Source organism: Gemmata algarum, from assembly GCF_034097035.1.
Taxonomy (GTDB): Bacteria; Planctomycetota; Planctomycetia; order Gemmatales; family Gemmataceae; genus Gemmata; species Gemmata algarum.
The window spans coordinates 72,755-97,620 of sequence record NZ_JAXBLV010000200.1; the positions used below are offsets into that span (position 1 = coordinate 72,755).

The 24,866-nt window shown below is 67.7% G+C and carries 18 protein-coding genes and 1 tRNA gene; 8 read left to right on the top strand and 11 right to left on the bottom strand.

What is annotated here, in order from left to right; genetic code table 11:
• The first annotated feature begins 10 nt into the window (after nt 1-10).
• Nucleotides 11-3,085 (top strand): c-type cytochrome, encoded by a 3,075-nt coding sequence (locus tag R5W23_RS21805; protein ID WP_320688102.1) that lies wholly within the window; start codon nt 11-13, stop codon nt 3,083-3,085.
• Between the two features lie 189 nt (nt 3,086-3,274).
• Nucleotides 3,275-4,771 carry a NupC/NupG family nucleoside CNT transporter gene (locus tag R5W23_RS21810; RefSeq protein ID WP_261184889.1) on the top strand — a complete coding sequence of 499 codons (1,497 nt, stop codon included), beginning with the start codon at nt 3,275-3,277 and terminating at the stop codon, nt 4,769-4,771.
• A gap of 22 nt (nt 4,772-4,793) precedes the next feature.
• Here the strand turns inward: R5W23_RS21810 and R5W23_RS21815 are convergent, their stop codons facing one another.
• The 3 genes from R5W23_RS21815 to R5W23_RS21825 form a co-directional block, all read right to left on the bottom strand.
• Nucleotides 4,794-5,879, bottom strand: a complete 1,086-nt coding sequence (locus tag R5W23_RS21815) for a dipeptidase (RefSeq protein WP_320688103.1) — start codon at nt 5,877-5,879, stop codon at nt 4,794-4,796.
• A gap of 150 nt (nt 5,880-6,029) precedes the next feature.
• Entirely contained in the window at nt 6,030-7,319 is a 1,290-nt protein-coding gene (locus R5W23_RS21820; RefSeq protein ID WP_320688104.1) for a hypothetical protein, read from the bottom strand.
• A gap of 104 nt (nt 7,320-7,423) precedes the next feature.
• Nucleotides 7,424-8,815, bottom strand: a complete 1,392-nt coding sequence (locus R5W23_RS21825; RefSeq protein ID WP_320688105.1) for a serine/threonine-protein kinase — start codon at nt 8,813-8,815, stop codon at nt 7,424-7,426.
• 857 nt (nt 8,816-9,672) lie between these two features.
• On the opposite strand from R5W23_RS21825, the gene R5W23_RS21830 reads away from it, so the two are divergent.
• Together R5W23_RS21830 and R5W23_RS21835 are read left to right on the top strand one after the other, a co-directional pair.
• Nucleotides 9,673-12,243: a hybrid sensor histidine kinase/response regulator gene (locus R5W23_RS21830; protein WP_320688106.1), complete on the top strand. Its 2,571-nt coding sequence runs from the start codon at nt 9,673-9,675 to the stop codon at nt 12,241-12,243.
• Between the two features lie 238 nt (nt 12,244-12,481).
• Complete coding sequence (locus R5W23_RS21835; protein WP_320688107.1) at nt 12,482-14,380, top strand: PAS domain-containing sensor histidine kinase; 1,899 nt, start codon at nt 12,482-12,484, stop codon at nt 14,378-14,380.
• 169 nt (nt 14,381-14,549) lie between these two features.
• Here the strand turns inward: R5W23_RS21835 and R5W23_RS21840 are convergent, their stop codons facing one another.
• The 3 genes from R5W23_RS21840 to R5W23_RS21850 all read right to left on the bottom strand — a co-directional run bounded on the left by R5W23_RS21840 (nt 14,550) and on the right by R5W23_RS21850 (nt 17,101).
• Nucleotides 14,550-15,407, bottom strand: a complete 858-nt coding sequence (locus R5W23_RS21840) for a ThuA domain-containing protein (protein WP_320688108.1) — start codon at nt 15,405-15,407, stop codon at nt 14,550-14,552.
• Between the two features lie 367 nt (nt 15,408-15,774).
• Nucleotides 15,775-16,653 (bottom strand): tRNA pseudouridine(55) synthase TruB, encoded by an 879-nt coding sequence (gene truB / locus R5W23_RS21845; protein ID WP_320688109.1) that lies wholly within the window; start codon nt 16,651-16,653, stop codon nt 15,775-15,777.
• A gap of 10 nt (nt 16,654-16,663) precedes the next feature.
• Entirely contained in the window at nt 16,664-17,101 is a 438-nt protein-coding gene (locus R5W23_RS21850; protein ID WP_261184130.1) for a GNAT family N-acetyltransferase, read from the bottom strand.
• 21 nt (nt 17,102-17,122) lie between these two features.
• Here R5W23_RS21850 and R5W23_RS21855 point away from each other — a divergent pair, with 21 nt between their 5' ends.
• Nucleotides 17,123-18,049: a diacylglycerol/lipid kinase family protein gene (locus R5W23_RS21855; protein ID WP_320688110.1), complete on the top strand. Its 927-nt coding sequence runs from the start codon at nt 17,123-17,125 to the stop codon at nt 18,047-18,049.
• Between the two features lie 122 nt (nt 18,050-18,171).
• On the opposite strand, the gene R5W23_RS21860 is transcribed toward R5W23_RS21855, so the two are convergent.
• The 3 genes from R5W23_RS21860 to R5W23_RS21865 form a co-directional block, all read right to left on the bottom strand.
• The gene (locus tag R5W23_RS21860) at nt 18,172-18,483 is read right to left on the bottom strand and encodes an ArsR/SmtB family transcription factor (protein ID WP_010050297.1); all 312 of its coding nucleotides are present in this window, start codon (nt 18,481-18,483) and stop codon (nt 18,172-18,174) included.
• A gap of 179 nt (nt 18,484-18,662) precedes the next feature.
• Nucleotides 18,663-18,890: an FmdB family zinc ribbon protein gene (locus R5W23_RS32780; RefSeq protein WP_407936155.1), complete on the bottom strand. Its 228-nt coding sequence runs from the start codon at nt 18,888-18,890 to the stop codon at nt 18,663-18,665.
• 16 nt (nt 18,891-18,906) lie between these two features.
• Nucleotides 18,907-19,824, bottom strand: a complete 918-nt coding sequence (locus R5W23_RS21865; RefSeq protein WP_261184132.1) for a rhomboid family intramembrane serine protease — start codon at nt 19,822-19,824, stop codon at nt 18,907-18,909.
• A gap of 149 nt (nt 19,825-19,973) precedes the next feature.
• Between R5W23_RS21865 and R5W23_RS21870 the strand changes: the two genes are divergently transcribed.
• From R5W23_RS21870 to R5W23_RS21880, 3 genes are all read left to right on the top strand, one after another.
• Nucleotides 19,974-20,046, top strand: a tRNA-Glu gene (locus tag R5W23_RS21870).
• 128 nt (nt 20,047-20,174) lie between these two features.
• Complete coding sequence (locus tag R5W23_RS21875) at nt 20,175-21,593, top strand: alpha/beta hydrolase (protein ID WP_320688111.1); 1,419 nt, start codon at nt 20,175-20,177, stop codon at nt 21,591-21,593.
• Between the two features lie 23 nt (nt 21,594-21,616).
• Nucleotides 21,617-22,477 (top strand): hypothetical protein, encoded by an 861-nt coding sequence (locus tag R5W23_RS21880; RefSeq protein ID WP_320688112.1) that lies wholly within the window; start codon nt 21,617-21,619, stop codon nt 22,475-22,477.
• Nucleotides 22,478-22,544: 67 nt separating this feature from the next.
• On the opposite strand, the gene R5W23_RS21885 is transcribed toward R5W23_RS21880, so the two are convergent.
• Nucleotides 22,545-23,471, bottom strand: coding sequence for a hypothetical protein (locus tag R5W23_RS21885; RefSeq protein WP_320688113.1), 927 nt, complete (start codon nt 23,469-23,471; stop codon nt 22,545-22,547).
• 92 nt (nt 23,472-23,563) lie between these two features.
• Nucleotides 23,564-24,742 carry a hypothetical protein gene (locus R5W23_RS21890; RefSeq protein WP_320688114.1) on the bottom strand — a complete coding sequence of 393 codons (1,179 nt, stop codon included), beginning with the start codon at nt 24,740-24,742 and terminating at the stop codon, nt 23,564-23,566.
• Between the last annotated feature and the right edge of the window lie 124 nt (nt 24,743-24,866).

Genomic DNA, 24,866 nt, shown 5'->3' on the forward strand with positions numbered 1-24,866 from the left:
ACCCCACGCTATGCGCCACCACCACTTCGTTTTCGCGCTGGTCGCGCTCGCGCCCGCGGTCGCCCGCGGCGTCGAACCGGCCGACCTGAAGCCGGGCCTTGTTACGCGGTACGCGGCGCCCGGGGCGGGGCCGGCGGTTCACCGCCTCGAGCCGACCGTGGCCATTTCGCTCAGCGCCGGCGAGCAACCCCACCCGATGCTGGCGGGCACCGGTTCGATCAACTGGACCGGGTACATCAACATCACCCGGGCCGGTAAGTACACGTTCTCGCCGGTCGTCACTGGTGGGACGCTGGACGTGAAGGTCGGCGGCAAAATGGCCCGGGGGGAGATCCCGCTCGACGGCGGCGTGAGCACGCTGGACGTGGTGTTCCGGCGCGAGGACCCCGCCGCGCCGGCGCGCGTGGAACTGTTCTGGCGCGGCCCCGGCTTCGTTGACGAACCGCTGGCGTATCAGTTCCTCGGGCACCTTGCGAAAGACCGTCCCAAAGAGTTCGCCGCCGACACCGAACTCGACCACGGGCGGTTCAAGTTCGAGGAACTCGGCTGCGTCAAGTGCCACACGCCCGCCGCGGGCGACACGATGGCCAAGACGCTCGCCGACCGCACCGGCCCGAACCTGACCGACGTGGCCCGGCGCGCGTACCCGGGCTGGATCTACGCTTGGCTCGCGGACCCGACGAAGATCCGTTCCCACACCACCATGCCGAAGAGCTTCGCCCCGGACGAAACCGGGGCCGCGGAGCGGTACGCGGTCACGCAGTACCTCGTCTCGCTCGCGGGCCAGCCGCTCGACGTGTACCGCTTGCCCACGGTCGTGCCGAACGGATTGCGTGAGAGCATGGAGCGCGGGCGGGTGCTCTTCAGCGTGACCGGGTGCGCCGCCTGCCACTCGGACCCGCTCCCCCGCAAGAAGAAAGACGAAGAGGACGACCGGGAGCCGCTCGCGCCGGTCGATTACGCCTACGGGTTGGGTACGCTGAGCGGTCCGACGCCGAAGTACGCGCTCGGCGGGCTGGGCGGCAAGACGCGGCCCGAGGTGCTCGCCGCGTACCTCCAGAACCCGCTCAAGACGAACCCGCACGGGCGGATGCCGAACCTCAACCTGAGCGGCGCCGAGGCGCTCGACATTGCCCGCTACCTGTGCCGCGTGCCCGACGAAGAGGTGACGCCCGATGCCGTGCCGGTGCCGAAGGCCGAGCCCGCGGACCTGGCGGCGAAGGTGCTTCCTAATGTCACCGACGCCGAGCTGAAAAAATTGAACGGGCTGAAGCCGGAAGCCCGGTGGGCCGAGCTGGGCGCCCGGCTCGTGCTCGCCAAGGGGTGTGCCAACTGTCACGCCATCGAGCCGGGCGGTCGGGCGGTCACTCCCCTCGCCACCTTTCCGGGCCTCGAAGCGGTGAAGCGGGCCGGTGCGAAGGGGTGCCTGGACGCCGCCCCCGCTCCCGGGAAGGCGCCGGTGTACGCCCTCGACCCGGCGGAGCGCGCGGCCCTCGTGGCGTTCGTACAGAAGGGGCTGACGGGGGCGGGCGCGGCGGCACCGGCGTACCGCGCCCGCGCCGCCCTGCGGCGGTTCAACTGCCTCAACTGCCACCAGCGCGACGGCGAGGGCGGCATCCCGACCGAACTCGCGGACCAGATGCGGCAGCTCGAGAAGGCCGAGAACGCGGACGACGTGCGGCCCCCGCTGCTCACCGGCGTGGGGCACAAGGCCCGCACGAGCTGGCTCAAGTCGGTGCTCACGCAGAGCGGCCGCGCCCGGCCGTGGATGCAGCTCCGGATGCCGCAGTACGGCGAGGTCAACGTCGGGTTCCTGCCGGAAGCGCTGGCCGCCCTCGAGGGCACCACCCCCGACGATCGCGTTCACGTCGTTCCGGGCACGAGCGCGAAGATCGCCGCGGGCCGCACGATCGTTGGCAAGGGCGGGCTGGGGTGCGTCTCGTGCCACGACATCGGCGGCGTGGCCAACACCGGCACGCGCGGCCCGGATTTGGCCACCATCAACCAGCGTGTGCGGTACGACTGGTACGAGCGCTGGCTCAGCCAGCCCCTGCGGATGGCCCCGGGCACGCGGATGCCCCAGGCCTTCGTGGACGGCAAATCGACGCTCACAACCGCGTTCAACGGCGACCCGAAGCAGCAGGCCGAGGCGATGTGGGCGTACCTGTCGCTGGGGCCGAACTTGGTGCTCCCCGAAGGGCTCGAGCCGCCCAAGGGCCTCGTAATCGCGGTCAAGGACCGCCCGGAGGTGTTGCGCACGTTCATGCCGGACGCCGGTAGCAAGGCCATCGCGGTGGGGTACCCGGGGTACGTGTCGGTCGCCTTCAGCGCCGACCAGTGCCGCACGGCCTACGCGTGGAACGGCAACTTCCTCGACGCCTCGCCGGTGTGGAACAACCGCGGCGGGGCGCCCGCGAAGCTGCTCGGTCAGAAGTTCTGGACCGCGCCGGCCGGTCACCCTTGGGGGCTGACCGGCGAGTCGGCCCCGCCACCGGATTTCCTCGGGCGCGCCGCGAACCCGGCGTTCGGGCTGCCGCTGCCGCTCGAACCGGCCCGCATCTACGACGGCCCAATGGCGGTCAAGTTCGACGGCTACAGTCTCGACCGGGAGGGGCGCCCGACGTTTCGCTACCGCCTGGACGAGAGCTTTAAGGGGCCGGAACTGGTGGTGACCGAGACCCCGGCCCCGCTGAGGGGGGCGGTCGCAACGGGGCTCGCCCGCACGTTCGAGGCGACGGTGCCCGGGGGCCGCCAAGCCTGGTTCCTGGCGGGACAGGCCGGAAAGGAGCCGCGGGCGGTCGACGGCGCCGGCAAGCCAATTCTGTTGGATTTGAAGGCCGACGAGGTGAAGCTGCCGGCCGCGGGCGCACGGCTGGTGCTGCCCAGCGGCGACCGTGCGGTGCTGGTCGAGGTTCCCGGCGCGCCTGCCGGTTGCGAGTGGCGGTTCGTTCCTGTGAAGGGCGTGTGGCTCGCGGTGCTGAAGCTCCCGCGGCACAGCGACGAGCGCAAGGTCGCGTTCACGCTGAACCTGTGGGCGCTCCCGAAGGACGACGACGCGCTCATCAAGGAACTGTTCGCCAAGTAGTGCGTGACGAGGCGGCGTGGGGGCGTTCGGCTTCCCCTCCTTTTCTGCGTGCCGGCGTGGCCCGTTCGTTCCGCTCGTCGTATCTGTGGCACAGACAGGAACGCCTCTCCCGCAAGTTCCGCGACCAACGCGCCAGTCGAACACGAAGGCGGCCCACCCGGGCCGCCGTTTCCGCGTCAGGGGACCCGCATGATTGCGCCCGCGCCTACCGCCGCGAGCCCTGCCGATCCGAACGGCACAAACCCTGCTGCCCCACCGGAACGGGCACTACCGCCGACGCCTCTTTCCTGGCGGTTCGGCATTCTGGGGGCCGTAGCGGCAATCGGATTCGTTGCGTACTTGCTGCACGGCTCGTTCGGGTCCCGGTTCCAGGCCGGGTGTGGAATTGTGTGCTTCTTGGGCCTCGCCGCGGCGCTATCCAGCAGCCTCCAATCGGTGAGCCGCACGACGCTCTTGTGGGGCATCGGGCTTCAGTTCGCGTTGGCGGTCGTCATCATCCACCCGGACCCGCTGGAGAGCGATTACTTCAACTTTCGATGGGTGCGATGGCTCTTCGAGGCTGTCGGTGCTGGTATCAAGGCCCTCATTACCTCTTCGGACAAGGGCGCCGACTTCGTGTTCGGCACCCTCAGCGATCCGGGTGGTAAGGCCGGGTTCGTGTTCGCGTTCAAGGCGCTGCCGCCGATCATTTTCGTGTCGTCGTTCTTCAGTGTGCTGTACCACCTCGGGGTTCTTCAGTTCTTCGTGAAGCTGATGGCCCGTGTGATGATGTACCTGATGGGTACCAGCGGTGCCGAAACGCTGTCGGTGTCGGCGAACGTGTTTATGGGGCAGACCGAAGCCCCCCTGATTGTGAAGCCCTACGTGCCGCGGATGACGAAATCGGAACTGCTCGCGCTGATGGGTAGCGGGATGGCGCACATTTCGGGCGGAATGATGGCGGTGTACATCAGCTACGGCGCGGACCCCGTTGCGATCCTCTGCACCTGCGTAATGGCTTGTCCGTGTAGCCTTTACTTGACCAAACTCGTCTGCCCCGAGGCCGGCAAACCCGAGACGTTAGGAACGGCCCGCGTTGCGGTCGAGACGCCGTATGTGAACGTGATCGATGCGGCGGCGGCCGGGGTCAAAGACGGGTTATGGTTAGCCCTCAACGTGGCCGCGATGCTGATCGCGTTCATCGCGTTTATTGCACTGTTCGACATCGTGTTGGCCGAGATTAAGCCCGCGGTGGGGTGGTGCGGCGAGCAGCTCCGGGACCAGACGGGGGTCGGCTTCACGGCCGCCGATCTGGCCTGGTGGCCGGACGGCCTCAAGCTGGAAAAGATCTTGGGTTGGCTGTTCGCGCCGGTCGCGTTTCTGCTGGGTGTCGAGCCGGCCGAGTGTCAGCGTGTCGGCAGCCTCCTGGGGATCAAGCTGGCCGCGAACGAGCACGTCGCGTACCTGACCCTCAAAGATTGGACGGCACACAACCCGCTGACGGAGCGATCGCGGATGCTGGCCGTCTACGCGCTAACGGGGTTCGCAAACTTCGCCTCCGTCGGCATCCAACTCGGCGGCATTGGTGCGATCGCTCCCGGGCGCCGCGCGGACCTCGCGAAACTCGGCATGAAAGCGCTGTTCATCGGGTTCCTGGCAACGCTCATCAATGCCGCCGTTGCCGGAATGCTGATGAACCGGCCGTGAGCGGCCCCGCGGGGCGCGGGCGTCAAGCCGGCAGCGCCCCGCCGAAGAACCGCAGCCAGTTGGCGTAAAAGATGCCGTCGATGTCCGCCGCGCTGTACCCGCGGCGCGACAAGATCTCTTCGAGCTTGTGGACGTCGGTGATGGTGTCCAGGTCGCGCGGGGTTTGCTCGGTGCCGAACCCGCCGTCGAGGTCGGTCCCCAGTGCGACGTGGCGCGCGTTGCCCGCGAACTGGCAGATCCGGTCCATGTGGTCCACGATCGCCTCCAGCCCCACCACCTCGGGATGGGTCTTCCCGCGCTCCCATCCGGGGACCATCATCCACGCATCAAAGGCCGACCCGATCACCGCACCGCGCTTGATGAGTTCCTTCACCTGCTCGTCGGTCAACTGCCGGTCGCCGGGCACCAGCGACCGCAAGTTGTGGTGGCTCGCGAGCATCGGCCCGTCGTACACGTCCATCGCGGTCCAGAACGACTGGTCGGACAGGTGCGTCACGTCCAGGATCATCCCCACCTTCATGAACTCCTTCAGGAGCTGCACTCCGGCCGGTGTCATCGGGCCGTCCACGGCGGTGCCGAAGGCGTACTGGCCGCGCCCGTAGTGGGCCGGTCCGACCGCGCGCAGCCCCAACCCGAACCAGTGCGCCACCTGGTCCGGGGTGACGATCGGATCCGCCCCTTCCATGCTCAGGATGATCCCGAGCGGGGTGGCGTCGGGTGCGGCCTCCCACGCGGCCCAGTGGGCGGCCAGTTGGCCGCGGGTGTGGATGAACTTCAGGTGCCCCTGGGCTTCGAGCAGCCGATAGTATCCCAGCGAGCCGAAGCAGTGGGCGTAGGCGATTTGCTGCGTGGCGTAGTCGATGTCGCCGCGCTTGAACCCCCAGCGCTGGGCGGCGTCCGGGCCGCTGCGGGCCAGCAGCGTGGCCACACACACGGGCACCTTGCACCGCTTGAGCTCCGGGAAGGTCACGGTGCCGCGCCCGCGGCCGGCCACGTCCGTAAAGGTCTGTTCCACCGCCCGCAACTCGGCGACGGTGAGTTGCAGGTTGCGGTTGTAGTTGAGCGCGTTGAGCGCGAGGTCGAGGTGGGCGTCGATCATCGGGCGCATAGCGGTGCTCGTAATGTGCGGTGTGAGGTAGGAGTTTGAGGAGATGAAGTTAGGTGTAGCGGTGTGTGGGCCGAACTGTAGCCCGGAGACGCGCGCCGGGGCGCGTTTGGCGCCGGACGCGGCGGAACGTCCCGAACGCCAGACGCGACATCAATCGTCGGCGGCGCTGGCGTAGCCGCCGTCGCGCAGGGCGCGGCGGGCCATCAGGTCGGACTTCTGCCGCCGGCAACTCGTTCCCGTCGCCGCTTCGAGCCGGTCCCAGTACGCGACCGCGCGGTCGAACATCTCCGGCCGGTCCCGGCCGAGCTTCTCGCACACCTGCGCCAGCGTTTCCAGCACCCACGGGTCTTGCGTGCTGCGTGCCTGGGCCAACTTCTCGATGTGACGCAGCGGGCGGTAGCACAGGTCGATCATCCCGACCGATTCGTACAGCCGGTACAGCTCGCGGAGCAACTCGGGGCTGTCGGATCGGTTACGGACGGCGCGGTCGAGGACGCCGAACGCCTCGGCAAGCCGGCCGGAGGTGCGCAGGCTCCGCGCCATCGTTGTTTCGGGCGTGTCGAGCCAGAACCGGCGCAGCCGGTCACGCTGCGCGCCAAGCCAGCTCCCCAGCCCGCTTTTCGGGGGCTCGGAGGGTGGGGGTTGGCGCTTCAGCCACGCTTCCAATTCCTGTCCGGCGGCGTGGAGGGCGAGGAGATCCGGACCGGCGTCCGGGTCGCGCGGGGTGGGCGTGTCGGTTGCTTCTGGCGTGTCGGTGGCGATCGAGGAACTGAGCGGGACCCGCTCCCGCGAACCGGTCGGCGCGGGCGCGAGGGCGGCCTGCTCCGCCGTACTCGGCTTGATTTCAAGCCGCACCACCAGCGGGCCGACGAGCAACTCGTCGCCGTCCGCGACGCGGGCGAAGGTGAACACGGCTTTGCGGTTCCGGCCGATCGCCTTCTTCGAGAGGTTGTGAACGTACCAGCACCCGTCACGAGGGGCGAGCAACGCGCCCAAACGTGACAAGCGCGTGTCCGCGAGCTGGACGTGGCAGTACGCGAGCCGCCCGAACAGCAGGTTGTGATCGACCGCCCGGCACTCCTCCATCCCGTCCGGGTTGGTGACGTACGCAAAACACGCGGGGGCGATGTCGTCCGCTTCCGCGCGCCGTGCGTCGGTTGACGGGATCAGGATCGTGAACCGGTCGTCACCGATGCCGAGCAGGTCGCCCTTTTGGGGGATCACGCACTGGCCCGCGTGGAGCGGGCGGCGGTTGTAGGTCACGTCCTGGTCGGACAGGGCGTACAGCGCCCAGCCGGTCGGGTAACAGGCGACGAGCGCGCCGAGGTACGGACCCGTTTCGGTCACGACGGTCGCGTGTTCGGCGGAACCGATCAGCGTGCGCTCGCGGTGAGCCTTGACGGTGTCGCCGGTGAGCACGTTTTGCAGGTGAAGGTCCATACCGTCGGTCCGGTCGGGCGAACGAAGGAGCGTTGCGGGTGCGGTGGCGGAAGTGAACCGACCCGCAACAGTATATCTCAAATACCTCGCGCCGGGACGGAACTTCAACGCACGGCCAGAAAAATGCACCCGCCGAGAAGCACCAGCAGCACGAGCAAGACGGCCGGCCGCGTGAGAAGGACCGCAACCCGTTCCGGGATCGAGGGTTCGTGCCCCGGCGTCGGCCGCATGAGGGCGGGCAGGAACAGGCGCTCGAAAACCGACAGCACCGGCCCGCACACGCGATCGAGTGCCCCGCGCTCTTCCGGTTCTGAGATCCGCACGGTGCGGGCGCCGGTTTGACGGGGCGCGAGCGGTGCGGGCTTTTTCGGTTTCCGCGCCGGCGGGGCGGCAGCCGCTTCGGACGGGAGGAGCTGCGCGAACGCCTCGCTCAACTCCGCGGCGGTGCCGCGGTCGGCGGGGCGCTTCGCCATGAGCGTCTGAATCAGCGCGTCCAGGGCTTGAGGGACATCCGGGTTGTGTTCGCGTGCGGAGGGCACGGGCGCGCGGGTGTGCGCTTTCATGAACTCGATGGCGTCCCGCCCTTCAATGATGTACGGGGCGCGGCCGGTGAGCAGGAAGAACAGGGTTCCGCCGAGCGCGTACAGGTCCGACTCCGGCACCACCCGCTCGCGCCACTGCTCCGGCGGGGCGTACTCGCGGGTGCCCACGAACATGCGCTTCGCGCCCTCGTTTTGCGGCTGTGCGGTGGTGCTAACGGCGCCGAAGTCGAGCAACTTCGCGGCGGTGTCGCCCGGCCGGGTGCCGGCTTCCGGCGGCGGGCCGAGCGCGATCACGTTCGCGGGTTTCACGTCGCGGTGAACGAACCCGCTCTGGTGGATCGCCGCCAGCCCGCCGAGCAGGTCGATCGCCCACTTCACCACGAACGGCCACGGGATCGGCCCCGACCACCGCACGAGGCGGTTGAGGTCCGAGCCGTCCACGAATTCCATCGCGATCAGGTACTCGTTGGTTGGGCGGTTGTGCTCGTCGCGGACCCGCTCGTAAAGGTGGAACCGGGCGATGGTGGGGTGCTGGACCCGCATCATCGCCCGGGCCTCTTGCTCGAACCGCGCCCGGCTGGTGTCGGTCTCGCGGGTGAGGGTCTTGATGGCGACGAACCGCGCCGGGTTCAGTTGCCGCCCGCGGAACACCTGCCCCTGTCCGCCCGCGCCGAGTTGCTCCAGCAGGAGGAACTGGTTCACCGCGAGTTGCGGCGCCAGCGGCGCTTCGTCCCCGTCGAGCCAGGCCTCGATGACCGCTCGCTGGTAGTCGGTGAGCCCCGGCGGCGGTTCCGGGCCTTCGTCCTCGCTCCACCACTCGGGCGGGTGTGCGGTCAACTCGTCCAGCAGAGCGGCGGTAACACCGCCCGTTGTGCGCGCGGCTTTGTCCCACCGCGCGCGGGACACCACCCGGCACTTGATGAGAACGTTCGCGAGGTCGGAGAGGGTTGGCATTCGTTCCGCCGGGCCGGTGATCGAACGGGTCGCACGGGCTATTCTGGTATCCGCGGTGCCGCGCCGCCAGCGCGGCGGTACGGTCTCGGGGGCGCGCATTTCTGCGCTCGCTCGCAACCGCCGCGGGACCCATCAACGCTGAACGGTTAACGTCGTACTGTTCGGCGGAGCATCTGGTATATTTGGTATTCGCCGGTTGCCGTTCCTTTGCGCGGCTTTCTGAGTGGGAGCGTCGCGCCGGGGAAGACGGACGCGGGTTGACACTGGTAGGATCGGAAATGTGTTTTGGTGATTATGGGTGTAAGGCGTTTTTCGGTAATATATTGCGATACCGCACGTGAACGCCGCTGGGGCCAGATGCCGCCAATCTTGGTGGCGGTTATCCCGGGCTTGTGGGTGTGATTCGTTGGTGGCGGCCAATCAAGGAATTGGCAGCGAATTGCCAGTTCGCCGCTAGCGGTCGGCTGGTCGGTCGGACCCCGTGGCACGGAAGGCACCTTGTGACCGAACAAGCGGAACGGGGAGACTCGCTCCGAATCCTGACCCCAGTGCACGCTTCACGCACCGGAGCAGGATTCGTTACGGTGCGGTGACGAGGGCGGGCCGCGACTGTTGTGGGCGCAGGAGACACGCAGCCGTTCATCGTCTTGCGGGTGGAACCGTTGCGCTTCACCGCTCGGACGAATCGTAGCCGCGTTAGTGCCCTCAATTGACGCCCGGCGAGAAGATCGGTTTCTGCCTCGCGGTGTTTCCACGTCTCCGGCCGCGGCGCAGATTCCGATCCTGAGCTATTTGTTTTTGTATCGCTTCGACCGGAACGCGCGCTCGTAGGCATCAATTCCAGTGGAGCCGTCAAGATGCCCCTCGCGCTGCTCCTGCTGATCGGACTCGAGCCGCCGGAGCCGGCCCCGCTCACGCAGGTGGCCGATGTGCGCGCGCTGAGCAAAGAGGACGCCGCGGAACGACGGCCGGTCGAGCTGACGGTTGCTGTTACGTTCGTAAACCGGCACCTTCGCGACTTCTTCGTTCAGGACGTTACGGCGGGCGTGTACGTGGAAGAGTCCCCGCTGGCGCTCGGGCTCGCGCCGGGGGACCGGGTGATCCTGACCGGGTTCACCGCCCCGGGGACCTTTGCACCGGCGGTTGTGGCGACCGGAGTGCGCAAAATCGGCTCGGCCGAGTTCCCCGCGCCGGAGCTGCACAACCTCGATCCCGACGACAACCGGTGGCTCGACGCCCGGTACGTTGAGGGGCGGGTGTACGTGCAGCGGTACCAGTACAACGGCGTCCGCGTGCTCTTTTCGGTCGCGACCGCCAAGGGGACGGCCGTGATCAACGTGCCCGCCGCCGGGCTGAACTTGAGCCGGGCCGAGGCGCTCGTCGGTTCGGTCGTTCGGTTCCGCGGCGTCTGCAACTCCCCGCGCCACGACCCGAACACCGGAACGGCGTCGGCGGTCGGGCGGTTCCTGGTCGCATCGCTCGACGACATCGAACCGCTTCCGGAATCGAACGGCTCGACGGCGCCGATACCGATCGTGAACGTTCACCGCGGCTTCGTGACCGGGCCGGCGCCGTTCGCGCGCCCGGTCGCGATCCGCGGGGTCGTGACCCACGCGCTGGAGAAGAACAAGGTTCAAGAGATCGCCGTGCAAGACGGCACGGGCGCGGCGCTCGTTTACCCGAGCGAGCCGACGGACCTGCGCGTCGGAACGGCGGTTCTCGCGCGGGGCTACAGCTCACCCCGGTCTAATGCGATCCGGCTCGATAATGCGTTTGTTACCGTGTTGGATTCGCCCCTGCCGGCCCCCAAACTGCTCCGCACCAGTGCGGAGCAGATCCTCCGCGAGGCGCAGTGGGGCCGGCTGGTGCGGGTCGAAGGCGAGGTGCGCGCCTCCGCCGAGCGCGAGGGCGAGCGGCTCGTGACCTGTACCGACACGGGGCGGCAGTTCGTCGTCGCTTACACCGGGCCGGGCGGGGCCGAACTGGCCGCCCTCGAACCCGGAACGCAGGTCACCGTTACGGGCGTCGCCTTTCCGGCCGCCGCGCCACAAGACGGCGACGTACTGTGCATCCGGGTCAACGAGCCCGGGGACGTTGCTGTGCGGAGCCGCCCGCAGCCGCCGCCGCCGGAGAGCTGGTGGACGGCCCGTCGCGTGTCCCGGCTGCTCGTCGGGGTCGGTGTGGCCGGGCTGCTCGTCGGCGCGTGGATCCTCACGCTGCGGCGCCAGGTCCGGCGCCAGGCCGCCGAGATCCGCGCCCGCTACGAGCGCGAAGCCGAGCTGAGCCGCTCGCTCCACGAGTCCCGTCGGCTCGAGGCGCTCGGCCGGCTCGTCGGCGGGATCGCCCACGACTTCAACAACCTGCTCACCGTCATCCTCGGCTCCGGCCAACTGGTGCGCGACCTGGTGCCCGCGGGGACTGCGGCCGACGAGTTGCTACGCACCATCCTTCAGGCCGGCGAGCGCGGGGCCGACCTGACCGGCCAACTGCTCACGTTCTCGCGGCGCAAGCCGATCGCGCTGGAGCCGATGGACCTCAACGAGGTGCTGCAAGAGATCGAGAAGCTGGTCCGCCCGGCGGTCGGGGACGGCGTCCGCGTCGTGACCGATTACGCCCCGGGCCTGCCCCTGGTGCGGGCGGACCGGGGGGTTCTGACGCAGCTCGTGCTGAACCTGGCGACGAACGCCCGGGACGCGATGGACCGGTCCGGCGAACTGGGCCTGCGCACCCGAGCCGTGATGGTGGACGGGCGCCCGGTGGCGCGGCTGGTCGTGTCCGACAACGGGTGCGGCATGGACGAGGCGACGAAGGCCCGGGTGTTCGAGCCGTTCTTCACCACGAAGCCTGTGGGGAAGGGGACGGGCCTGGGTCTGGCGACCGTCTACGGGATCGTTAACGGCCTCGGCGGCACGATCGCGCTCGAGTCGGCGGTGGGTCAGGGGACCACGTTTTCGATCGACCTGCCCGGGGACCGAAGTGCGGGAACCGGAACGGCGCGCGCGGTACCGGCCCGGCCCCGGCCGGCGCCCGCGGTCGGGCCGGTGCTCCTGGTTGACGACGACCCGTCGGTCCGCGCGACGACCGCGGCGATCCTCCGGCACGCGGGGGTCTTTGTTGTGGAGGCCGAGTCGCCCGGCGCGGCCCTCGATCTGATCCGGCACGCCACCGAACCGTTTGCCGTTCTGATCACCGACATCGTCATGCCCGAACTGAGCGGGCCGCAACTGGCGGAACAGGTCCGCCTCCGGTGCCCGGACATTCGGGTGCTGTTCATTTCCGGCTACCCGCGCGAGGAGCTGCCCCAGAACACCATGCCGCGCGAAGAGGACCGGTTTTTGCACAAGCCGTTCGCGCCGGTCCAGCTCCTGGTGGAGTTACAAGCGCTGTCGGCCAGCCTCGCGGCCGCGCCGGCGGCCGGGCCGCAGTAGCTCCGGGCGGCACGGCGGAACGTGGGGAGTAACGGCCTGTGGGGGCATGCAAACCTTTGTCCGGCCAGCGCGAGACGCGCCGGGAACAGAAGGCGAAGCACCAACGGCCCTCGTGTCCGGGCGGCATTCGAGGCACAATATTTGTAGTGAGGGTGGCTCTGGTGCCGCGACGCACCGCGAACGGATAGAATGGTCCGGTGCCGGCTCGCCCGTTGCGGCACTGCGCGAGCCTTAACGCATGTCCGACTTGATCCCGCATACGACCGACGGAACCGGCGGTGCGTCCGGCCAATCGGCCGCGGCCCGCACCGCGCGACCGAGAGGGGCCGCCGGTGTCGGTCACTGGACGATCGACCCGCGCGCCGGGATGCACACGCGGGACGCGAGCCTGAACCGACTGCTGGGACTGGCCGCGGCCGAGACGGCGGGAGCGCTCGAAGAGTTCTTTGCCCACATTCACCCCGACGACCGGGGGGCCGTGCGCGCGGCGGTCGGGACCGCGGTTCGCGGCGCGACGCCACTCCGGGTCGATTTCCGCGTGCCATTAACCGACGGTTCGGTCCGCTGGCTTCGCACGGAAGGCAGTGCGGGCGGTGCGCAGGCTTTGGCCGGCGTGTGCGTGGACGTGACCGATCTCAAGGGCACCGAGGCCGCGCTCCGGACCCGCGCGGCGCGGTACCGGGCCATCGCCGCCAACCTGCCCAACGGGGCCGCCGTCATCATCGGCCCCGACCTCCGGTGCCTCCTCGCCGAGGGCGAGGCGTTTCGGTTGCTCGGGTTCTCGGTTGCCGACTTCGAGGGGAAGACGCTGGCGGAAGCGTTCGGCCCGGAACTGGCCGCCGTCTACGAGCCGCATTACCGCGCCGCACTAGCCGGCGAGCCGTTCCGGGTCGAACGCGCCGCGCACAGGCGCCACTTCATCACGCACGGTGTGCCGCTCCGCGAGGACAGCGGAAAGGTCGTGGCCGCGCTCGCCGTGTCTTACGACATCACCGACCGGGTCCACGCCGAGGAGGCCGCCCGGACCGGGGCCGAGCGGCTCCAACTGATCCTCGCCAGCGCCACCGATCACGCCATCTTTACGCTCGCCCCGGACCTCACGGTGAGCGACTGGAGCCCCGGCGCGGAGGCGGTGTTCGGGTACACGGCGGCGGAGATCGTGGGGCGGCCCGTGGACGAACTGTTCACCCCCGAGGACCGCGCGGCCGGGGTGCCCGGCGCCGAGGTCGCGGTGGCCCTGCGGACCGGGAGTGTGGCCGACGAGCGGTGGCACCTGCGCAAGGGCGCGGAGCGGTTCTTCGCGTCCGGCGCGCTGACCCCGCTCGCGGGCGGGCGGGGGTTCGTCAAGGTGCTGCGCGACCTGTCCGAGCGCAAGCGGATGGAGGACGAGCTGCGCCAGAGCCGCGACCTGCTGGAAGAGAAGGTGGCCGCGCGGACCCAGGAGCTGGCCGCGGCGCTCGAGTCGCGGGCGTCCGAGATGCTGCGCCGCACCGAGTTCGCGCGGCGGCTCGGGACCGCCCAGGAAGAGGAGCGCCAGCGGCTCGCCCGCGACCTGCACGACACCGTCGGTCAGACGCTGACCGGCCTGGCGCTCGCCGCCGCCGCCGGCCAGCTCGAACAGGTCCGCCGGCTGGCCGACGAGTTGAGCCGCGAGCTGCACGACGTGGCCGTGCGGCTGCGGCCGACGGCGCTCGACGACTTGGGGCTCGCGGCGGCGGCCCGGGAGCTGGCCGCCGAGTGGTCCGCGCGGGCGAAGGTGCCGGTGGACTTTCAGGCGGTCGGCCCCGCGGGTGACCGGCTCCCGCGGGAGATCGAGACGGCCCTGTATCGGGTGGTGCAGGAGGCGCTGACGAACGCGGCCCGGTACGCCGGCGCCCGGCGGGTGGCGGTGGTGGTCGGGCGCCGCGGCGACGAGGCCGTCGCGGTGATCGAGGACGACGGGTACGGGTTCGACCCGGAGAGCGTGCCCCGGGCCGCCATCCCCGGGCGCCGGGGCGGCTTGGGGCTGATCGGGATGCGGGAGCGGGTGGACCTGCTCGGCGGCGAGCTGGAAATCGATTCCGCGCCGGGCAGCGGCACCACCATCATCGCCCGCATCCCGCTCGGGGAACTTGAGGGCCGCGAGCCCGTGCGTTGAATGTGTTTGTGTATGTGATGTTGTTGTATTGTTTATGATGCCGCGATCGCCAGCGAGTGAGGTACGTCACCCGCTCTCCGGCGGTCGCGGCTCGTGAACGCGCAGCGCAACTACGGCCGCCGGTTCTGCTCTTGAGTGGGAACCTGGAACGGGACATCCCGAACCGGTGTCACTTATCGGAGTCGCTGAGCAGCACCTTCGCGGCCGGCTTCAGGTGCGCGTCGTCCAGCTTCCCGACCGACCACAGCAGCCCCCGCGCGACCAGATCGAGATACTTCGCGTCGGCGACGGTGTCGTTGTTGTGCCCGAGCGTGGTCGCGAACACTTTGGTCTTGCCGTTGTAGGTGTTGGTCCACGTGACCACGGCCTCGTCCACGCGCTCCTTGCCGTCCCTGCTCTTGAGGGCCTGCTTACCTTTCGCGAGCGGTTGGGCGGTCGCGAGCAGCTTACCCGTTACGTTGTTGTAAAGCTCTTCGTTAATGGTTTTCCAGTCGCTGAGCCCTTTCGTGATCGGGCTCTCCTGGTCGATGTAGCGAATATCGATCGGCATTTGCGGCCCGTGGCCGGTGGTGACGAGGCCGGTGAAGTCGAACCACGGGGTCGATTTCGGGAACCCCTCGGTGCGGTAGCTGTGCATCGCGCAGTGCAGCACCACCCCCGGCAACCCTTCCTTGTGCGGCTTCAGAATGCGCTCGACGATTTTGGGGTCCTTGACATCGGCGCAGCACTCGTCGTGAACCACCACATCGAAGCCCTTCGCCCAGTCGTCCTTCTGGTAGATGGGGTTCAGGTGCTTCGTGGTCGTGTCGGGGTCGTAGGCGACCGTCCACTGCACGTTCGCTCGTGCCGAAATGCCTTTTGTGAGCAGCTCTTGTTGCTTCTTGTAGTCGTGGCAGCACCCGCCGACGACCAGCAGGGCGCGAACCGGTTTGGTGTCCGCGGGGGCCGCGCCGCGGGACGGCCCGCCCAGCGCCAGTGCGAGGACCGCCAGTGAAGCTGCCGGGAGAAGTTTGGACAGGAGGCGCATTCGGGTGAGTCTCCGCGTGGGGTGGGACGTCGGCACCGCCGACCGCGCCATTATCGGCTATCGGCTTGCCGACCGCCACCCGCAAGGGCGTTCTCATACCGAATCCGATTGAAGAGTAACGGTACTCTGTAGCCGGCCTCTGTGAGGCCGGTGCGATACGACCGATGTCGCACCGGCCTCACAGAGGCCGGCTACAGAGTACCGTTACTCTTCAATCCGATTCGGTATTCTACACGTACCCGTCTGGTTGTGTCCGTTTTGGTTTTGTCTTCGTGGCACAGACATTCCTGTCTGTGCAGCCTTATCGCGCTGCACAGACAGGAATGTCTGTGCCTCACGAAACCGACACAACTAGCCAGACCGCGAATCAGGACGGTAGCACCAGGGTCGGCTTGACGAACCCGTTGAGCAGGACGGCACCGATCCCAATTACGGTAGCCTCGAATCCGGCGGTCACGACAACTTCGGCATCAGGGGAGAAGGTTTCCCCGCCGGCGGTCGCAACCGTCTGTCCCTGACGGAACCGGTTCACCACTTCCGCGGAGATGCGGACGGCCGGGAGCGTCGAGAGCGCCGACGACATCGGCATGAGGTGCTTGCCGACGTCGCCGGGATCGAGGTCGAGTGTAACGGCGTCTTCCGCTAGGTAGCACCCGACGCGCGTGCGCCGCAGCGTTTGCACCATTCCACCGCACCCCAGAGCCGCCCCGAGGTCGCGCGCGATCGAGCGGATGTACGTCCCCTTCCCGCAATCCACTACCACATCGGCGAACGGCCAGTCGTAACCCGTTAACCGGACGGCGTCGATGCGGACCGGCCGCGGCGCCAGCGTCACCTCTTTTCCCTGGCGAACGAGGTCGTGCGCGCGCCGCCCGTCCACCTTCAACGCCGACACCGCGGGCGGCAACTGCTCGATCACCCCCACAAAGCGTCGGAGCGCGGCCTCCACCGCCTCGCCGGTCGGCGGGATAGCGCCGGGCGTGTCGGTCACGGTACCGTCGGCGTCGTCACTGGTGCTGGTCGCGCCGAGCCGGAACCGTGAGGCGTAGGTCTTTCCCATCGCCTGGACGTAATCGGCCAGCCGGGTCGCAGCCCCGACGCACACCACCAGCACGCCCGTGGCGAGCGGGTCGAGCGTGCCCGTGTGCCCGATCTTCGTTTTCTTGGGGAACCACCGCTGCACCCGGTTGACCGCGTCGCGCGAGGTCATCCCGCCGGGCTTGTCGATCACCAAAAGGCCGTTCATCGCGTCCAACTCATGCGTTCGGGTTGTCTCCCAACACGATAGAGACAGTCACCAGTTCCGTGCGTTCGCTCCCGCCGACCCGCTTCCAGAACGCGAGCCCGGCCGCGTTGTCGGCCTTCACCCACAGGTTGATTTTCTCGACGCCCTCAGCCCGGAGGGCGCCGGCGCACCGGTCGAAAAGGGCGCGGCCGATCCCGCGCCCGCGAAACGCCTCGGCGACCGCGACATGGTGCAAGTACCCGCGGCGCCCGTCGTGCCCCGCGAGGCTGACGCCCACCAGTTCGCCCGACGCACCGAGCGCAACGAAACTGCACCCCGGGTTGCGCCGCAAATACCGCGCGAGCGCGGCCGGGCTGTCGGCGTCGCGTAGCCCGATTCCGGGCAACCCTTGCCACAGCGTGAGCGCCGCGGGTATGTCTTCTTCGAGCATCGAGCGAAACGTGACCATCGCCGAACCCGCGAGGCCGGAATGCACGCCACCTGTGTGATTTACAACCCGGCGGCCGGTCGCGGAAGGGCGGAACGGCTTTTGAACGCCCTCCCGCCGTCACTCGCGAGCGGGGTCGAACTGCGCCCCACAACAACGGAGGGCCATGCGGTCGAACTGGCCCGACGCGCGTGTGACGACGGGTTCGCGAAGGTCGTGGCCGCCGGCGGGGACGGCACCGTTCACGAGGTCGCGAACGGCGTCCTCCAGAGCGGGCGCCGCGACGTGGTGTTCGGCACCTGGCCGATCGGGTCCGCCAACGACTTCGCGTTCACCCTCGGCCTGGACGTGTGGTGGAAGATCCGCGAGCAAAACCCGCCCCTGGACGTGCTCGAAATCGATGTCGGCCGCGTGACCGCACCGGGCCGGGAACGGTTCTTCGTGGATTCGGTCGGGATCGGGTTCAACGGCATGGTGACCATCGAATCCCGCAAAACGAAGTGGCTCGCGGGGCTGCCGCTGTACGCCTGGGCCTTCCTCAAAGCGATGGTGCGGCACTTCGCCACACCTCCGATGACGGTCCGGTTCGACGGCCACGAGATCACCGGCCCCACGCTCGCGCTGTCGATCCTGAACGCGCAACGGGAAGGCAACTTCCCCCTGCGCCCGAACGCCAGCCTCACCGACGGGCAGTTCGACTACATGCACGCGAAGGGGCTCACCCGGCTGCACCTCGTCCGGTACTTGCCGGCAATGGTGCGCGGTAAGCTCCCGGAAGGTCACCCGCGACTGGCACTCGGCCGTGCAAGCCGTATCGAGGTGCAACGGGAGGCACCGCTGTGCGTTCACGCGGACGGTGAGTTCGTGTGTGTGCCGGAGGAAGGCGTGAAGGGGATCACGATCGAGGTGCTGCCGCAACGGCTCAAGGTCGAAGTGTACCGGCCGGCACTGTACGGCGGCCTTCAGTAATCCGCTCGCCGTTTGGTCACAAGTCCACAGATCTTAAAGTCGCGGGCCACTTCGCGAAGGCGCCACGAACTTTACAACCTAAGGACTTGTGGTCCAAAGGGCTCAACGGCCGTCGGTCAGCATTAGTTGTGCGGGATCTCGACGCGGCACCAGCCGAGGTCCAGGTACGTGGCCTTCGAGCTGTCGTTGTGGAACACCTTGGGGTGCAGCGAGTAGATCACGAACCGGCCGTCCTTGATGTCTTCGACCAACCCGGCGGTGCGTAGCACTCCCAGGTGATGAGACACGTTCACGATCTCAACGCCCAGTTCCTTCGCCAGTTGGGTCACGTTCTTGGAGCCGGTGCGAAGGCACTCGATGATGCGAATGCGGTTCGGCTCGGCAAGCGCCTGGAGCATCACGGCGCAATCTTCGGCTTGCTTCTTGTCGGTCATCGGTCAGTTCCCCTGAAGCGAGTTTAGCGGAGAGGGTGGCACGGCAGCCGTGGCGGAACTGAATACTCCGTCAGGACATGGGGAATTCTCAACAGAGTTATTCAATCAAAGTCTTTATAGGCCAGCGGTGGCTAAAGGCAAGCGTTTTCAGGGGAACATTCAGGAGATTGCCGTTTCAATTAAGCATTTTTCCGACCACACCATGAGGCTCCGCACGGCGGGCCGTCGCCCCGGCAGTTGGTCGCCGGCGAGCCCTCGGATACTCGCCCCAGAGCGGGCAATCCGATCAACTGATCCAACTCGTTCCCTTCGCACTTCGGGCACGTGACTGCCACCGCCGTGCGGGACGAAGTCAGCGCCTCAAAACTGTGCTCGCACTGACGGCACTTGTATTCGTAAAGGGGCATACCATTCTCCCGAGTCTTACTTTCGGCGCTTCTTGTAGAGTTCGCTCGCCTGAACCAAAATCTCGTTCTCTTCGGCCGTGAGGCTGCCCCGCCCGTTCCGGGACACCTTCTCCAGAATCGCGTCGAGCTTCGCCTCAAGCTGTTCGTCGGCGGGTTTGGCGGCGCGCGGGGCTTCGACGGCGGCTGCAACCGGCTCGGGCCGGTCCTCCTCCGGCGGGGCATTCACCACGCGCAGCCGGGGCCGCACGCGGGCGGCCGGGTCACGTGCGAATAGCCGGCCGAACTCGACCCCGGTTTCGTAATAAAGGAACCCGAACGCCGCCCCGCCGAGGTGCGCGAAGTACGCCACGCCACCGTTCGCGTGCCCGAACCCCATGAGGCCGTTGAACCCGACGAACAGGATCGCGAGAAGCCATGCGGGCACGGGGATGAAGAAGTACAGCCGCAGTTGTGCGTGCGGGTAATACAGCGCAAACACCACCATTGCCGCCGCGACCGCGCCGCTGGCGCCGATCGCGCCGACCTTATCGCCCCCGGGCGCGACGCCGGTCACCTGGGTGGCAACGAAGACGATGTTCGCGAACACGCCGCCGATCAGGTAGAACAGCACCAATTCGCGCCCGCCCCGCCGCTCCTCGAACCGCCCGCCGGCCCAGTGCAGCACCACCATGTTGAAGAACAGGTGCAGCAGGCCGCCGTGGAGGAACACCGCCGTGACCAGGCGCCAGACTTCCCCTTCCAGAACCTTATTCGGCCGGCACGAGCCGTACTGGATGAGCGGTCCGGTATCGAACCCGCCACCGATCGTAGAAAACATTTGCCCGAAAAACACGCCGACCGTGACCGCGATCAACCAGGTGGTCGCACCCTGCTGGCCGACCCGGTCAAAAAAGCTCGGGTTGTCGCGGTAATAGTCCCGATCTTGGATGCCCATAGACCGCCCCCGAACACCGCGATTTGAACGCCTTTGTACTACTGTACCAGACGATACGGCGAACGGGAACGAACCGGCGCGGACATCGCCACGGGACGGACCGCACACTTGACAAACCCGGTCGCGGCGCTTACAAAACCTCTGAAGTCGGCCCTATCGTCTAGAGGCCTAGGACGGAGCCCTCTCAAGGCTCAAACTCGGGTTCGAATCCCGATAGGGTCACTCAGTCGGCAGAACGCGTTAGAATCTTGAGGCAGTGTGAGCCGGGCCGGAATTATTTCCGCCCGGCTCACAGTGTTTTTATCGCCTCACACAAGTTCTGATGGCTGCCCGCCGCCGGGGCAGTTAGCATGTCTCTCGTCCAATCCCTCCCCTCGCACCCCGGCGCGCCCGTGATCTCATCAAGAGCCCATTCCATTTGGGCGGTTCCCGTTCTGCTACTCGCGCTCCCGGCCGAACTCTCCGCCCAGAAGCCGCCTTACGGTGTGTTCCCGCCAGCCGATCCGCCGTACTATCGCGTGCGCTACGAGGCTTCGGCCACGATGGGCGAGTTGCCCTACCCCGTCAACTACACGATCTGGGTTCCAAAAGGGGTGAAGGCGCTCCGCGGGGTGATCGTTCACCAGCACGGGTGCGGCGAAGGGTCGTGCAAGTCGGGCCTGACGGGCGCGTTCGACCTGCACTGGCAGGCACTTGCGCGGAAGCACGACTGCGCACTCCTGTCGCCGGCCTACGAGCAGCCGGAGAAGGCCGACTGTCAGTTGTGGTGCGACCCGCGCAACGGCTCGGACGCGACGTTCCGGAAATGCCTGACCGACCTCGGTGTAAAATCCGGACATCCGGAACTGTCAGAAGTGCCGTGGGCGCTGTGGGGGCACAGCGGCGGCGGGCACTGGGCCGGTGGCATGGTGATGCTACATCCGGAACGTGTGGCGGCGGCGTGGCTCCGCTCGGGCGTGCCACTTCTGAAACCCGACCCGACCCGCACGGGGATTAAGGCCCACACGCTTCCCGACGCGGCGCTGAAAGTCCCCCTTCTGTGCAACCTCGGCACGAAGGAAGGGGTGACCGTGAAGGACCCGCGGTTCGCGAGCGTTTGGCCGGCCAACGAAACCTTCTTCAACGAGGTGCGCGGCAAAGGCGGGCTGATCGGCGTGGCCGTCGATCCACTATCAAGCCACGATTGCGGCAACCAGCGTTACCTCGCGATCCCGTGGCTCGACGCATGTCTGAGCGCCCGTTTGCCGAAACAGGCCGGGAAAGCGCTCACCGCGATGCCAACCGAAGGCGCCTGGCTCGCACCTCCGACCGGTAGCAAGGCGACCCCGGCCGCGAAGTTTACCGGCGACACGCTCAAGGCCGCGTGGCTCCCGAACGAGTCGATCGCCAGGGCGTGGGCTCAGTACGTTAAAGACTCCGCAGTTAACGACACGACACCCCCACCCGCACCGACCAACGTGCGGCGTAACGGCAACGAGATCACCTGGGACGGCGAAGCCGATCTGGAGAGCGGGTTGGCGGCTTTCGTCATCGAGCGCGACGGAAAAGTGATTGCGACCGTTCCCGAGCAGGGGAAGAACCCGTTCGGGCGGCCGGTCTTTCAGAACTTGCAGTACAGTGACACCCCCACCCAGCCGCTGGTCCCGATGAAGTTCACGGACACCAAGGCCGAGGCGGGTAAGAAGCACGTGTACCGCGTGATCGCGGTCAACACGGCCGGACTCAAGTCTATACCGAGTGAAGAAGCCGCCCCGCGCCCGGCCCCGTAATCCCGACCGCTGAGCCGACCTGCATGAACCCGACGCCGCCCCGCTCCGCCCCGCCCGAGCCGTTCGGCGCCATGCTCGAACAGGCCCTCGGTGCCGTCGTAACAATCTCAGAGCGCGACGACCTGCGCGCCGTCGCCCGTGCCGTGTCGCACGCGGCCTGGGACCGTTTCATCGGGTCGCGGGGGCCACGGGACAACCGCCAGGAGCACGAGTGGGTCGTACTCGCTAACGTCCTGCGAATCGCCGAAGCGGAGCGACTCACGCTCTCCGAGAAGCGCGTCGCCGTCGCGTTCACCTTCACCCACGACTCACACTTCATCCCGCGCATCTCGGAGCAAGAGGTGCGCGAAGCGAGATCACCCGAAGCGAAAGACCTGCTGGAAACCAGAAAGGAAGCGCAACGGTACGAGCACATGCGGTTCGGCGCCGTCAACGCCCGCGCGCTACTGATCCGGCTAAAAGACCCGCGTACCGATGACGGGCCGCTGCTGACCGCCGAAGAAATCGACCGGTGCGTCCAGATCATCAGCACGCACGACGCCTGGAAGCTCCGCAACCCGGCTCCACCGCCCACCGACGATCGCCTCGCTCTGGCGTGCGTCGAGGGGGACGCCCTGTGGCCGCTCCACCCGCTCGGGGTGCTCGCGGACCTCGAGCGGCCGAACGATCAGGGGCGGACAAAAGACTTCAACGACCCGCAAGCCTGGCGCATGCAGACTCAGCAAAGCTGCCAAACGCTCGTCGAGTTCCGGGCCAAGTGGAACGGGTTTCCCGCCACCGACTTCGTTGACGGAGAGTCGATCTTCCGGACGCAAGAAGGGGGCCGTCTGTACAGCGCGTGGCGGCGGTACTGGAATCTGACCGACCTGGAGCGCGGAGCCTGAAAACCGACTTGGTTCAGGGCCGTTGCACCCCTTCGCATTGTGTGCGGGTGAAACGGCCCTGACACGCTTACTTAGCGATCAGCGGCAGAATCACACGGTCCACGTCCGCTTCGGTTTGCACCGGCGGGACGTTGCCGTGCAGCTCCCAGCTTTCCTTGAGTTCCGCGGACGCCCCGGGGGCGAGGGTTACCAGTTCCCCGACCGTCTCCATTTCGAGCATGTCTTCGTTGGAGAACGTTTGGTACCGCGTGCCCCGGTCGGGGTACACCGCTCCCTCGCGGTAGTCGAACCGCTTGACGAATAGCGTGCCCGAATTCAGGTACCCGACCCACCCCTCACGGTGCGCCAGGCCGATCTTGGTCGGCCCCTTGTTCACGTCCTGGCGGAGCAGCGCGTACTTCTTCCCGAACGTCCAGCGGGTGTCCGCGAAGTCGAAGTACGGCCACAGGATCAGCTCCTGGTTCGGGCCGTAGTCCGCGGGCGACTTGGCGTTGCTCGGGTGCCCCGGGTGGTTCTTTTTCGGCGGCAGCGGGAGGATTTCCACCCCCCCGGGGGCCATCACCGTCGGCCCCCAGGGCGCAAGCTCGGTCGGCGCGGTCCCGATGTTCGTCACCCGGAGAGTCACTTCGACTGCGGTGCCGCTCGGGGCGAGGCGCAGTTCCATCACCTTTTGAACGCCGTACTCGGTCTCGGGCGGCGGGGTGAACCGGGCGCCGTGGGTACCGATCGCCTCCCACTTGACCGGGCGGTTGTCCGCGAAGTACGTGCGGGTGAGGTCCTCGGGCGCGAGCCAGAACCGGTGCCCGCCGCGGATCTGCCATTCCGCCTCGCCGGTGCCCCCCATCATGGAGTCGTAGTTCTTCATCACGTTGAAGCCGCCGGGGAGCCGGTACGCGATCACGCGCGGCCCCACGTCCAGGGTCACAACCAGTTGGACCGCACCGTTGGTGAGCAGCAGGTTGTTCTTCCACCCGCGGTATTCGATGACGTCCACGCCGCTGCGCCTCGCTGGAGAGAAAAAGGGGAAGTAAACGAAGCAACGGTCGGCATGTTTCCACGCCGACCGTTCGCATGATCCGGTTGAGGTCACTTGGAGCCGAGCATCCGGGCACCGAACCGCCATGTGCCAACGGTGCCGAGGGCGATCGCCCCGAGCAGCAAGCCCGCCGGCGCCGGGACCGGGTTAGTGGGCGTCGTCGGCGTATCCGGGTTGTTCGGGTTGGTCGGAGTCGTCGGCGTCGTCGGGGTGTCCGGGCCGCCCACCGGCGGAGTCGTGGTCGTGGTGGTCGGCGGGGTCGTGGTGGTGGTCGTACCGCCCCCCGGCGGGGTGGTAGTGGTCGTGGTCGTGCCGTTATTGGGGTTGCTGAAGAACCCGCCACCGCCACCGGTACCACCACCCAGGCCGCCGCCAGCGCCGCCGCCGAGCGGCGCACCGGCACCACCCGCCAGCCCGCCGCCACCGGCGGTCAGCGCCCGGGCCATCGCCCCGGTGCCGGCCGCACCGCCGCCCGTGTACCGCAGCGCGAACTGCGACTGCGTCGCGCTGCCGTCCGCTTGCGGAAGGCCTTGCAACCGGATGAGTTCGCGGCCGCGAAGGTCCGGGTTCTCGATCAGCAGGGCGTCATCCTTACCGGTCAAGGTACCGAGGTACTCCTGAGCGCGGGTCACGTAAGCCGGCGCCTCGGCCTTCGGGTAGTTGGCCTGGAAGTCGCCGTCGAACAGGTCGAGCTTCAGTTCCCCTTGGGCCGGTTCGGGTTCCTGAATGATCTCCCAGAGGGCGATCTGGAACGCCACGGCGTCGGTCGGGTCGACCGACTTCAGGACCGGGTCGCGGAAGTGGCGACCGAACAGCTCCTGAACGAGGCGGGCGCGGCGGTTGGTGGCGTCGCCGACCTTGTCCTGCGCGACCCCGCTGAGGTTAAAGTTCTTGGTTTCGAACAGGTTGTTCGCCCGGAACTGGTAGGTCTTCTCCGCCACGATCGGAACCAGGACTTCGGCGCAGTAACCGGTGAAGTTACGGTCGAGGCCGTTGGTTCCGTACTCGGTGCGGGGCACTTCCCACCGGAACACCCCGGCGGAGCAAACGCTTTCCTTGAACTTGCCGTCCTGCTTGTACTTGTACTTGAACTGCTCCTTCGGCTCGAGCCGGTTGTAGAACACTTCAAGGGCCGGTTCCTGCCCCACCGCTCGCGTTTGCGCGAACAGGGCCAGCGGGACGGCCGCAACAAGCGCGGCCAGCCGGGCACGGACGGATGAACGACACATGGCGGAGGAGCTCCCGCGTTCTGGACGCCGGACCGAAAATCACTCAGCGCGGAGGGGGTCGCGCTACATTAAAAGACGATACCGGGGACCGGTTATTCTTAAAAGACCGTTCTCACCGGAAAGC

Excerpts from the sequence above, each read along its gene's own strand:
- R5W23_RS32780 (WP_407936155.1), bottom strand. The coding sequence starts at position 18,890 with ATGCCCCTTTACGAATACAAGTGCCGTCAGTGCGAGCACAGTTTTGAG.
- R5W23_RS21820 (WP_320688104.1), bottom strand. The coding sequence starts at position 7,319 with ATGGACCTTCACCTGCAAAACGTGCTCACCGGCGACACCGTCAAGGCT.
- R5W23_RS21865 (WP_261184132.1), bottom strand. The coding sequence starts at position 19,824 with ATGGGCATCCAAGATCGGGACTATTACCGCGACAACCCGAGCTTTTTT.
- R5W23_RS21825 (WP_320688105.1), bottom strand. The coding sequence starts at position 8,815 with ATGCCAACCCTCTCCGACCTCGCGAACGTTCTCATCAAGTGCCGGGTG.
- R5W23_RS21890 (WP_320688114.1), bottom strand. The coding sequence starts at position 24,742 with ATGTGTCGTTCATCCGTCCGTGCCCGGCTGGCCGCGCTTGTTGCGGCC.
- truB (WP_320688109.1), bottom strand. The coding sequence starts at position 16,653 with ATGAACGGCCTTTTGGTGATCGACAAGCCCGGCGGGATGACCTCGCGC.
- R5W23_RS21835 (WP_320688107.1), top strand. The coding sequence starts at position 12,482 with ATGTCCGACTTGATCCCGCATACGACCGACGGAACCGGCGGTGCGTCC.
- R5W23_RS21875 (WP_320688111.1), top strand. The coding sequence starts at position 20,175 with ATGTCTCTCGTCCAATCCCTCCCCTCGCACCCCGGCGCGCCCGTGATC.
- R5W23_RS21855 (WP_320688110.1), top strand. The coding sequence starts at position 17,123 with ATGCACGCCACCTGTGTGATTTACAACCCGGCGGCCGGTCGCGGAAGG.
- R5W23_RS21830 (WP_320688106.1), top strand. The coding sequence starts at position 9,673 with ATGCCCCTCGCGCTGCTCCTGCTGATCGGACTCGAGCCGCCGGAGCCG.
- R5W23_RS21810 (WP_261184889.1), top strand. The coding sequence starts at position 3,275 with ATGATTGCGCCCGCGCCTACCGCCGCGAGCCCTGCCGATCCGAACGGC.
- R5W23_RS21880 (WP_320688112.1), top strand. The coding sequence starts at position 21,617 with ATGAACCCGACGCCGCCCCGCTCCGCCCCGCCCGAGCCGTTCGGCGCC.
- R5W23_RS21805 (WP_320688102.1), top strand. The coding sequence starts at position 11 with ATGCGCCACCACCACTTCGTTTTCGCGCTGGTCGCGCTCGCGCCCGCG.
- R5W23_RS21850 (WP_261184130.1), bottom strand. The coding sequence starts at position 17,101 with ATGGTCACGTTTCGCTCGATGCTCGAAGAAGACATACCCGCGGCGCTC.
- R5W23_RS21815 (WP_320688103.1), bottom strand. The coding sequence starts at position 5,879 with ATGCGCCCGATGATCGACGCCCACCTCGACCTCGCGCTCAACGCGCTC.
- R5W23_RS21840 (WP_320688108.1), bottom strand. The coding sequence starts at position 15,407 with ATGCGCCTCCTGTCCAAACTTCTCCCGGCAGCTTCACTGGCGGTCCTC.
- R5W23_RS21860 (WP_010050297.1), bottom strand. The coding sequence starts at position 18,483 with ATGACCGACAAGAAGCAAGCCGAAGATTGCGCCGTGATGCTCCAGGCG.